Origin of the sequence: Nitrososphaera sp., from assembly GCF_050748925.1 — an archaeon.
In the GTDB taxonomy this organism is placed as follows: Archaea; Thermoproteota; Nitrososphaeria; order Nitrososphaerales; family Nitrososphaeraceae; genus Nitrososphaera.
The window spans coordinates 1-9,880 of record NZ_JBOGQF010000065.1 but is presented as its reverse complement, the minus strand read 5'-3'; the positions used below and the strand labels follow the sequence as shown (position 1 = coordinate 9,880).

At 56.3% G+C, this 9,880-nt stretch carries 13 protein-coding genes, 1 pseudogene and 1 riboswitch; of the genes and pseudogenes, 9 read left to right on the top strand and 5 right to left on the bottom strand.

From position 1 onward, the window contains the following. Together ACREAY_RS06865 and pyrH are read left to right on the top strand one after the other, a co-directional pair. Positions 1-505: pseudogene (locus ACREAY_RS06865) on the top strand (hypothetical protein); the annotation flags it as partial. Next, positions 489-1,169: a UMP kinase gene (gene pyrH / locus ACREAY_RS06860; protein ID WP_431755023.1), complete on the top strand. Its 681-nt coding sequence runs from the start codon at positions 489-491 to the stop codon at positions 1,167-1,169. The pseudogene ACREAY_RS06865 and the gene pyrH, both read left to right, overlap by 17 nt. Here the strand turns inward: pyrH and ACREAY_RS06855 are convergent. Next, positions 1,166-1,483 carry a hypothetical protein gene (locus ACREAY_RS06855; protein ID WP_431755022.1) on the bottom strand — a complete coding sequence of 106 codons (318 nt, stop codon included), beginning with the start codon at positions 1,481-1,483 and terminating at the stop codon, positions 1,166-1,168. The two genes, pyrH and ACREAY_RS06855, sit on opposite strands and share 4 nt — an antisense overlap. Positions 1,484-1,565: 82 nt before the next feature. On the opposite strand from ACREAY_RS06855, the gene ACREAY_RS06850 reads away from it, so the two are divergent. Both ACREAY_RS06850 and ACREAY_RS06845 read left to right on the top strand, forming a co-directional pair. Beyond that, a complete protein-coding gene (locus ACREAY_RS06850; protein ID WP_431755021.1) occupies positions 1,566-2,105 on the top strand; it encodes a hypothetical protein in 540 nt (179 codons plus the stop codon). Between the two features lie 76 nt (positions 2,106-2,181). Further along, on the top strand, positions 2,182-2,316 hold the full coding sequence (locus tag ACREAY_RS06845; RefSeq protein ID WP_431755020.1) for a hypothetical protein: 135 nt from the start codon (positions 2,182-2,184) through the stop codon (positions 2,314-2,316). A gap of 13 nt (positions 2,317-2,329) precedes the next feature. Here the strand turns inward: ACREAY_RS06845 and ACREAY_RS06840 are convergent, their stop codons facing one another. The 3 genes from ACREAY_RS06840 to ACREAY_RS06830 all read right to left on the bottom strand — a co-directional run bounded on the left by ACREAY_RS06840 (position 2,330) and on the right by ACREAY_RS06830 (position 4,867). After that, positions 2,330-2,986, bottom strand: a complete 657-nt coding sequence (locus ACREAY_RS06840) for a CRISPR-associated protein Cas4 (protein WP_431755019.1) — start codon at positions 2,984-2,986, stop codon at positions 2,330-2,332. 67 nt (positions 2,987-3,053) lie between these two features. Continuing rightward, complete coding sequence (crcB, locus tag ACREAY_RS06835; protein ID WP_431755018.1) at positions 3,054-3,446, bottom strand: fluoride efflux transporter CrcB; 393 nt, start codon at positions 3,444-3,446, stop codon at positions 3,054-3,056. 18 nt (positions 3,447-3,464) lie between these two features. Continuing rightward, positions 3,465-3,544: riboswitch (Fluoride riboswitch) on the bottom strand. 87 nt (positions 3,545-3,631) lie between these two features. Beyond that, entirely contained in the window at positions 3,632-4,867 is a 1,236-nt protein-coding gene (locus ACREAY_RS06830) for a tRNA pseudouridine(13) synthase TruD (RefSeq protein WP_431755017.1), read from the bottom strand. 54 nt (positions 4,868-4,921) lie between these two features. On the opposite strand from ACREAY_RS06830, the gene ACREAY_RS06825 reads away from it, so the two are divergent. Beyond that, the gene (locus ACREAY_RS06825) at positions 4,922-5,320 is read left to right on the top strand and encodes an EVE domain-containing protein (RefSeq protein WP_431755016.1); all 399 of its coding nucleotides are present in this window, start codon (positions 4,922-4,924) and stop codon (positions 5,318-5,320) included. A 477-nt stretch (positions 5,321-5,797) separates the two neighbouring features. Next, complete coding sequence (locus ACREAY_RS06820) at positions 5,798-6,496, top strand: hypothetical protein (RefSeq protein WP_431755015.1); 699 nt, start codon at positions 5,798-5,800, stop codon at positions 6,494-6,496. Here the strand turns inward: ACREAY_RS06820 and ACREAY_RS06815 are convergent. Next, positions 6,469-6,960, bottom strand: coding sequence for a hypothetical protein (locus tag ACREAY_RS06815; protein WP_431755014.1), 492 nt, complete (start codon positions 6,958-6,960; stop codon positions 6,469-6,471). The genes ACREAY_RS06820 and ACREAY_RS06815 overlap by 28 nt on opposite strands. Before the next feature lie 117 nt (positions 6,961-7,077). Between ACREAY_RS06815 and ACREAY_RS06810 the strand changes: the two genes are divergently transcribed. The 3 genes from ACREAY_RS06810 to hemC all read left to right on the top strand — a co-directional run bounded on the left by ACREAY_RS06810 (position 7,078) and on the right by hemC (position 9,859). Continuing rightward, positions 7,078-7,461 carry a YybH family protein gene (locus ACREAY_RS06810; protein ID WP_431755013.1) on the top strand — a complete coding sequence of 128 codons (384 nt, stop codon included), beginning with the start codon at positions 7,078-7,080 and terminating at the stop codon, positions 7,459-7,461. 176 nt (positions 7,462-7,637) lie between these two features. Then, positions 7,638-8,918: an aspartate aminotransferase family protein gene (locus ACREAY_RS06805; RefSeq protein WP_431755012.1), complete on the top strand. Its 1,281-nt coding sequence runs from the start codon at positions 7,638-7,640 to the stop codon at positions 8,916-8,918. Continuing rightward, entirely contained in the window at positions 8,915-9,859 is a 945-nt protein-coding gene (gene hemC, locus ACREAY_RS06800; RefSeq protein ID WP_431755011.1) for a hydroxymethylbilane synthase, read from the top strand. The genes ACREAY_RS06805 and hemC overlap by 4 nt, the downstream gene beginning before the upstream one ends. Positions 9,860-9,880: the final 21 nt, after the last annotated feature.

The following is a 9,880-nucleotide window of genomic DNA, read 5'->3' as shown; positions in this document are numbered from 1 at the left end:
CACGTCGCTTGAAAACTATCTCTCAATCACGGACGAGGCGACGCTGGAGAGGCTTCTGACTGCCGGCGGGATTGCTGGCAAGCTTGCCGGCGACTATCGCGACAGGCGCCTGTTAAAGTGCGTTTATGAAAAGTTCCTGTACAAGCGCGGCAGGCACAAGCGGATGGATAGAAAGGCGCTCTCGGCCATAGAGGAGGAAATAGCATCAGCTGCAGGCGTCGACAGGAGGTATGTCTTTCTGGACGCGTCGCGCGCGTCGTCGATGCCGCTGACCCCGAGCAAGGAGGAGATGTATTCCGTGCTTGTCGCAGACAAGAAAGGCGTCGACGAGCTTCCGGTGTCAGAGATGCCGCTCGTGGACGCGATATCCGGGTTTTTCGACATGCTGCGGGTATACACCACTGCCGAGAACCGGCAAAGGGTAGAGCGATCCGTTAAAAAGGTGCTTGGAGAACAAGAGTCGATGAACATGGGAGCGGGCAGGGCGCATGGCAGGCAAGGATAGAATAGTAATAAAATTGAGCGGCAAGGTTTTCAGCGGCGAGGGCGACGACATCAAGAAATACGCGGCCATGCTGGGCGAACTTGCGGCCAGGGTGCAGCCGGTAGTCGTCGCAGGCGGCGGCAAGGTCGCCCGCCACTACATCGGCATCGCGCGGGGCTTTGGCCTTGACGAGGCGAGCCTCGACATCATGGGCATCGAGGTTTCCCGGCTCAATGCAAAACTGCTGATAGCGGCGCTTGGCAAAAAGGCACACCCCGCAGTGCCCGCGGACCTTGAGCAGGTGACCGAGGCGGCAGCAAGCGGCAAGGTAATCGTAACCGGAGGCCTGCACCCGGGCCAGAGCACCAACGCGACTGCCGCGCTGATTGCGGAAAAGGTGGGCGCAAAGAGGTTCGTGAACGCGACCGACGTCGACGGCATCTACGACTCGGACCCCCGGTCCAACAAAAAGGCGAGGCTGTTCAAAGAGATAACGACCAAGCAGTGCAGGGAACTGCTCGGCGGCGAGAACTCGATGGCCGGCGGCTATGACCTGATGGACATCGTCGCGCTAAAGGTGATAGAGAGGTCCAAGATCCCGACCATCGTGCTGAGGTCAGAGCCGGCCGTAATCAAGAGCGCGATACTGTCAGGCAAGACATCCGGGACGCAGATAGTGGTCTAGGAGACGGTCTTGATTTCGCCGGAATATTCCGGCATGCCGTCTGCCACCATTTTTCTAAATATCTCCTCGCCCTGCTGTATCGGCAGCGGCTTGGACTGGGCCTTGGCATATCCTTCCTTGTCGCAGATAAAGAGCATCGCCTCGTCGCCCCTCGTCATCTTGCCCGCAAGCTCCTCCTCGCCAACGGGCTCAAAGCCGCCCTTGGCCTGCTTTATCGTATAAGTGAGCAGGGCAAAGCCGGCATAGTCGAAGAGCTTCATCTGCGCCTTTTGCGCCCTCTGCTTGCCAAAGTGGGCCGCCTTGTGGTACTGCAACCGGCTTTTTTTCACCTGCAGGCAAGTATAAGCATTGTGCAAGCGACAGATTTAAACGGCCGAGCACAGGCAAGAACCGCAAGTGAACAAGCTAGTATACGCTGCCGCCGGCGGCATTGCCGTGGTGGCAGTGGCAGTGTTTTTCCTTCTTGGCAGCGGCCCTGTCCTTCCGGCCGGCAGCCAGGACAGGCCCCAGGTCACCGTGCTGCCTCCTGCCGTCGTGCTAAAGGACGTGAATGCGACCAGGACAGGCGACGACACGGCGAGGATGCTGGTGGCGTTTACCGTCAAGAACCCAAACAACGGGACGCTTGTGCTCGAGAGCATCCACTACGACGTCACAGTCGACGGCGAGCAGATGGCCATAGGCGACCTGGGAGGGGTGGGCGAGGGGCTGGTGGCAGGCTCGGACAGGCTGATAGTCATTGTATCAGGCACCACCGTCACGGTACGGGATCCGGACGCCACGGTCGTAGAACGCAAGAGTAGCAATTCCGAGGCGTGGGACAAGATGGTCTCCGGCGACGCGTCATTTGTCGTAAGCGGCACGTACGCCTACAGGGTGACTGCCGCTCTCAACACCATTGCCGAAGAGAAGGACTTTAGCCTGACATTTCCCTGAGGTTTTATGTTAATATCACGTCGTGCGCCGAGCGATACGAAAAAGCATAATAACTTTTGGGCAAACAGATAGCGATATGGCGGAAGAAATGTTCATGTTTGCCGTGACGATAGGGATGTTCGTCGTCCTTGTTGGCATCATCTTTGGGGCAAGGGGAAGAAGGTACAGCAAGGGCTTTGCTCCTGGCGCGACTGCAGGCCACGGGGAGTAGCCCCCCACCTTTTTTACTTTGGCTTGCCCTTGCCAAACAAGTCGGCGATAAAGTCCGCGGTTTCTTCCTTTATCTTTTCCCGGGCATAGCAGCGCGAATAATACTTGCAGCTGAGGCACAGGTCTGAAGGCTCGACTATCGGGACCTTGCCGTCCTTCAAGAGCGTGCTGAGCACGCGGGCGCGGCGAATGATTTCCTCAAACATCCGGTTGTTCTTGGTTATCGAAAACTGCACGGTCTTGCCGTCGGCAGTCATGTAGATTAAAAAGCCGTCGTTCTTGTTGAGCGCAAACAGGCAAGCATTCAAGTATAACATGTGTCGAGGATGCGGGAGTTCCGGCAGTTGTGGCACCACTTCAAAGCGCACGACAAACTCGTTTCCTACCAGCATGTCGGCATCCACTTCGAGTGTTAGGCTGTCCGCTTTGTATTCGGCCCGGACGTTGCTGAGTGCCTTTCTCATGCCGTGGCTCAGCAGTATAGAGATCTTGTCAGGGTTGTCTGGCGGCAGCGAGTCTTTGCGCTCGTAATACGCAAGCCGGGTGCAGTGCGCCGCCTCGTAGGCGTGGATGCGGTCGTTGTTTTTCTTGTCGACCTTGATGCTCAGGTCGTCATAAAGCCGGTCAAACGCCTTGTCAACCATTCCTCGCAGGTCGCGGTCCCCAAGCACTTGACGCTATGACATCAGGCGCTATATATTGTTAAGAAATGCAGAGGCCAGATTTTTGTGGTAGCACTCAATCAAGCCCGCCTTTTATGACAAGGCCGGCAAGCGACCTCCCTCCCATGACAGCACCTATAGATAGCCCGACGTTTGCGAGTATGTTCAGCGCAACGTTGCCAAACTGCCTGTTGTCAATCATGTTGCCAGTCTCAAGGGCAAACGACGACATCGTGGTAAGCGAGCCGCAGAATCCCATGGCAATCAAGAGCGAATACCGGACATCCAGGTTCCACAGGACCGCCAGAATTGAAAATACGCCAAGGATGAAACTTCCCATTACATTGACAAGCAAAATGTTGACCGGCAGCGTGCCAAATATCAGCGGCGACTCTGCCATCCTGTACCTGACAAAAGCGCCCGCTACTGCCCCGACGGCGAGAAATGCAAACTCTATTCCTTTCATCATGTGTGCCCACCACGCTCCTTTTTGGTAGGCATTATCAGCACCTTTGCAAAAGGGCGGTTTAGGCTCGCGCCAAGGCTAATGCCATAGCCAGGACTGCTATTGCAACATGCAGGAAATAAAGCTAGCGCAGGATGGGGATGTAGCATTATTGTGGTTTGCAGCGGTCTGCAGAATTTTTGCAGCCGTCAAAAGCCGGCCCTTATCGGGTCTTCAGGCTTTATCAGTTCTCGCAAGAGCGTGGTGGCGTACGAGCCCTTGGGCAGCTTGAACGACACTGTGGAGTCGCGATGGGAAAAGTCGCGGCACCACAGCGGCGCCTGCCTAAAGCCTCCCTGCTGGCTCAGCTCCTGCATCTCCTTTACGTAAAAGTCCCGGGCTACAACGCCTTCTTCTTCCAGCAACTGCCTTGTTATCGATTCAAACCTGCCCTTGCCGGGCTGGAAAGTATAGCCGGCCATCCTGACCGCGGGGACCTGCAGGGCCTTTGACTGCGCGTCAAACTTTATTATCCTGCCAAAGGTCGCGGGCCCTTCCATCTCAAAGCACAGGTCGCCCGGCTTTGGGGACGCGATCTCTTCGCCTGCCGCGATTGCCCTGCTGAGGCACAGGTTGAAAAGGTAAGATTGGTACGCCTGCACGAACAGGCGCCTGATGGTTATCTGCACCGCCCTGAGCGCGGATATAGCGTCCTTGCCGTCGGCAAGCGCGGAGAGCAGCTGCCGCTCAATGTCCATCCCGCGGGGCATGATCTTCAAGGCCTGCTGGTAGTTGGCCGGATCCTCGCACTTGCTCCGGATCTCCCTGCTCGCCTCGCTGTCATATTCGGTGGTGTGGCAGAGCAACAGTTTTGCGGCAAGGGCAAAGTCGCGCTTTATTATCGCCCTTCCCACAAGGTGCGTCACCAGCCGCTCGCTGCCAAAGCGCTGCAGGCCGTAAAAGTTGGCTATGCGGCCGATCTCGGGCACAAAGTTGTCGATGCTTCCCCTGCAGCCCCGTATCGATATCTCAAACTCGTTTCCCGCAAGCGACTCCCTTCCTATCGGCCTTTTCGTAAAGCCCTGCAGCATTATGCGCGTGCGCCGGGTGACAAGCTTCCGTGGCGGGTCCTTCCACGCGTGCTGCGCGCCGGCGTACTGGCGCGTCGTGGCCCGGGCGTCCTTTATCCCCATGACGCGCAGCCGGACCCTGTGCTCCTTTTCTATTTCAAAGAGCGCGTGGTTCGAGTCCACGCCGGCCTTGTCCAGCAGGTACAGCGGATACCGGTATGGGCCACCGTATGACTGCGCAAAGTCAAGATCGCCCACAATCTCGGATACCTTGAAATCCGCGCTGTCCTGCTTGATTGCGCCCCCGACGCCGGCAAAGTCGGTGCAGTAGCACCCGATGCCTGCTAGGCGGTCGATTGGCGGGACTGGCTTCAATGCATTCTAGGCGACTGCTCTGTAACTTATATTTGCCGGCGCCATGGCGGTGCCATGGCATACTGGCTTTTCAAGCAAGAGCCGTCGACCTACAACTATCAGCAGCTGGAAAAGGACGGGAAAACAGCGTGGGACGGCGTCGCAAACAACCTTGCGCTAAAGCACCTGCGGTCGGTTAAGAAAGGCGACAGGGCGCTCTTTTACCACACCGGCGACGAGAGGCAGGCGGTAGGCATCATGGAAATAATTTCAGACCCGTACCCTGATCCAAAAGACAGGTCGCTTACAATAGTCGACGTAAGGCCGGCTGGCAGGCTTGCAAAACCGGTGACGCTGGAGCAGGTAAAGGCCGACCCCGCGTTTGCAGGCTGGGAGCTTGTAAGAATATCAAGGCTGTCGGTGATGCCAGTGCCGGAAAAGCTGTGGGACAGGATAATAAGGATGGACAAATAAACAAGCTCGGCGATAGATCAGCACGGACAAATTAGCAAAATTTGCAGTTGTTACTTGTTTTGTCTTTGCTGCTGTGCTAGCATACCAGAGCGTAATTGTGTATCGGGCGACTCTAAGAGAATATCAAGAATTGGAAGAGCAGATTAAGAACCAATATCTTGGCGGACGCATAATTTTTCCTGATCAGCTATACAGAGATTCAATCATTTCGGCGCTTTTTGGCACGGTATTGGGGATTACAGGATTCTCCATAGTGATGTTTGAGAAAAGATGGTCGTATCAAAAAGTAAGAAAGTCTCTGATCATTGTATCGTTCCTTCTCGTTTCCATGACTGTTCTGTATTTTAGATCTCCCTATTCAATTCTAGAGATATACATGCCAGGTGGATATCCTATTGGCATCCCCTTTTTTCAGTATTGACGACCAGCCGCAAAAGACCGAGATTCTATAAATAGGGTTCAGAATGAAGCGTACACGTGACACCCAAGCAGCAGGTCGCACTTATGGTAGCAGTATTTTCCGCGCTCGGCATAGGCGTGAGCGTCGGCATCATCGCCTTTGGAGGCGGCTTTTCCGGCGGAGGGGGCAACTTGCTTGACCCCCCTTCTGGCGAGGACATTTACACTGTCGGCGAGGCGGTCGCCGACGGCATGAAACTGGATTACACGCTTGACGCCAAAGGCCCGAGCACGGCGCTTGTCGGCTCGGATGTCTCGATAAGCTTTGACCAGCAGGGCGACGAGTGGCTCACGGCGTTTACAATATACAACAACACTTCTACGCAGCCGGTAGAGACTGAAGTGCTACTGTCAAGTCGGCTCACCAAGGAAGGCCAGATTGAAGAATCGGCAAGGCCGTTCATCGAGCCCATCGAATCGTCGATACTTGCGATAAGAGACATGGACTATGGAGGGCGCGACAAGTACCTAAAGGTCGGCGCGCCATGGAACACGATATTCTATGGCGCCACTTCGACCGTCGTCAGGGTGACAGGCCAGGAAACGGTCGAGACGCCGGCCGGCACATTTGATGCGTTCGTTCTGAGCTACAAGCTGAAGGACAACACGAGCAAGATCTGGATCGTAAAGGACCTGCCGTTCCCTGTAAAGGCACAAGTCTATGACGAGGCCGACCAGCCCCTGTACAGCTACGAGCTCGTCGGGCTGGCAAGGTAGACATTTTCCATCAGCCAGTCCGCGTACGACCTGACCGAGTCGCCGTCGACGTTGCACCACAGGTGTATCGAGCCGGGCAGGATCTCCAGCCTGCCGGCAGGCATCACCACCTTGACTCCTTCCTTGCCCTCGTACATGTAGGCGTCCTGCGCCTGCGCCTCAGGGCCCAGCATCTCTGACGCCTTTTGCTTTACCTTGTCCCGGGGTATCGGAAACGTCCGGCGGAACTTGTCCACCACTATCCCGACGTTTTCTGTGCCGTACCTGTCCACGTCTGCAATCCTGGCCGGCACCGGGAAATGCAGCTGCAGGTTCACATTGTGGCGCGACCCTATGAAGAGCGCCAGCTCGTTGACCTTTTGGAACGCCATGTGAGGGTTCTTTTTCGCCATCGCCATGAGGGCGTCGCGGTTTTGCGCCACGCTTGAGCGAAACTCGTCCATGAGGGCCGAAAAAGATGCCACGACAGTTGAAGGGCTGCAGGGATTAATTAGCGTGACTTTGGTTCTCATTCCAGCCGACAAAAACTCGACGCTGTCAAGAACGTGGAGGTTTATTAGTTTCGACGCCGTGCCGCATATATGGGACAACCAAGCCCGTCAGACACCGTAAAAAATCTGATTGAAGCCATTAACCAAGGTGATATCGATGCCGCACTAGGTTTTTACGAGCCCGAGGCCGTCATTATCGCGCAACCGGGAAACATAGCTCGGGGGAGAGATGCGGTTCGCACAGCACTCCAAGGGTTCATTTCATTAAAGCCTTCGCTCAAGGGAGGAGCCCATCAAGTGGTAGAGGCAGGAGGTGTTGCGCTTTATTCTTCCAGGTGGACCCTGGTAGGCACTTCCCCTGAAGGCAAACTGGTAGAGATGAGCGGAACCTCTTCAGATGTACTGCGGAGGCAAAATGACGGGCGTTGGCTTGTTGCTGTTGACAATCCCTGGGGAACGAGTATCGTGAGCTGACTTTCATTTTTTGTGGATCTGATCGCGATTTCCTACAGTGCCAACTATTTTTAACAAAAGGCGCCTGCATACACAGCAGGATAAGGATCAAAGATATCATGCCTGCTCGCATTCTTGTCATGCAATGCAAGCGTAGAGTGACTAAATTATTATAGTGCAGATGCGGCAGAAAAGCCGTGGCCAGGTCGGAGCAGCTGCACAACAGGGCGAAAAAGGTCATGCCCGGCGGAGTCAACAGCCCCGTGCGCTTTTACGAGCCCTACCCGTTCTTTGCAGTCTCTGCCAGAGGAAGCAAGCTGGTCACGGCTGACCACAAGACGCTAACAGACTATTGCATGGGCTATGGCGCCATATTTCTCGGCCACGGCTATCCTTCAGTCATCGAGGCGGCCAGGTCGCAGATGGAAAAGGGCACCCTGTACTGCACGCCGACGGAAAAAGAGATCAAGCTGGCCGAGATGATTTCAAAGCTCGTGCCTTGCGCCGAGATGGTCAGGACGGTCAACACCGGCTCTGAGGCGACGATGAACGCAATCAGGCTCGCAAGGGCGTTTACAAAGAAAAAAGACGTCATAAAATTTGACGGCGGCTACCACGGCGCGCACGACTATGTGCTCGTAAAGGCGGGGTCCGGCGCCGCAAGCCTGCCAGGGTCAGAGGGCGTGCTTGAAGAGTCGGCTGCGCACACCCGGGTCGTGCCGTACAACGACCCTTCCGCGCTTGAAAGGGCGATAGAGAAGAACCAGGACTCGGCGTGCGTGATAATAGAGCCGGTGCTTGCCAACATCGGGCTCGTGCTCCCTGACAAGAACTATTTGAGCGAGGTGCGCAAGGTGACGCAGCAAAACGACGTCGTGCTGATATTTGACGAGGTGGTGACTGGCTTTCGCCTGGCGCTCGGGGGCGCAGGCGAGTTTTTCGGGATCAAGCCGGACCTGGCGACTTTTGCAAAGGCGCTTGGCAACGGCTTTCCGGTGGGCGCGATTGCGGGCAAAAAAGAGATAATGCAGCAGCTGGCCCCTGCGGGCAGGGTGTACCAGGCAAGCACGTTTGCAGGCAACCCGGTCTCTGTGTCGGCCGCCATTGCGACGCTTGAAACATTAGTTGAAGCCAAGGACGCGGTCTACCCGCAGGCGGCAAGGGCGTGCGACAGCATCGTCGAGGGGATAAAGGAGGAGCTAGAAGACGTCGGCGGCGTCGACTGCACGATAAACTCGATAGGTTCCATGTACCAGCTGTTTTTCACGGCAGAGAAGGTGAGGGACGAGGCCTCGGCCAGAAAGGCCGACGCAGCCATATTCAGGAAAATGTTTGACGAGCTGCTAAAGCGCAACGTGTTCATACCGCCGTCGCAGTTTGAGACCTGCTTTGTGTCGTACGCGCACGACGAAGAAGACGTGGACAGGACAGTCGAGGCGTACGGCGACGCGTTCAAAAAAATAAAGGGACAGAAATGAAGTTCATTAGAGTCGGCACCAGGGGAAGCAGGCTTGCTTTAGCGCAGACGGGAATAGCCATTGCCGCGCTCAAAAAGGCAAACCCCGGCGCGAAATTCGAGATAGTGACGATAAGCACCAAAGGAGACGTCGACCGCAGGCCGCTGTTCACGATGGACGAAAAGGGCATCTTTGAGAAAGAAGTCAACGAGGCCGTGAAAAAGGGCGAAGTGGATTTTGCCGTGCACAGCCTAAAGGACGTCCCTTCCGACATGGCAGAAGAGCTGGTGGTCGCGTGCATACCAAGGAGGGCAAGGCCAAACGACGTGCTGGTAAACGACAAAGGGCAGAAACTTGCCGAGCTGCCGGCAGGCGCGGTGGTCGGCACCAGCAGCCTGCGCAGGGCGGTGCAGCTGGCAAGGGCGAGGCCGGACCTGAAGGTAAAGCCGATCAGGGGCAACGTCGAGACGAGGGTCAAAAAGGTCATCGCCGGCGAGTACGACGCCATAGTGCTTGCGGAGGCCGGGCTTGGAAGGATAGGCATGAAGGACGTGATAGTAGAGAGGTTTGGCGTGCGCGACTTTGTGCCGGCGCCCGGCCAGGGAGCCATCGCAATAGTGTGCAGGCGCGACGACAAAAAGACGATGACGTTGCTCAGGCGCATCGAGGACCCGAAATCACGGGCCGAGATTTCAGCCGAGCGGGCCCTCATTGAAAAGGTGGAAGGCGGCTGCAGGTTCCCGCTCGGCGCTGTGGCAGTAACCAGGGGCGGCAAGCTGACGCTGTACGCAAGCGTCTTTTCGGCAGACGGGAGCAAAAACATCAAGGTAGCGAAAACAGGGAGTGTGGCTGGCGCTGAAAAGCTCGGAGGCAGGGTAGCTGACATTTTGCTAAAGCAGGGCGCAGGCGAGCTGGCAGAGGGCTGGCGCGAGGCGGTGGAGGAGTGGAACAAAAAGGCATGACCGGCAAGGTATTCATCTGCG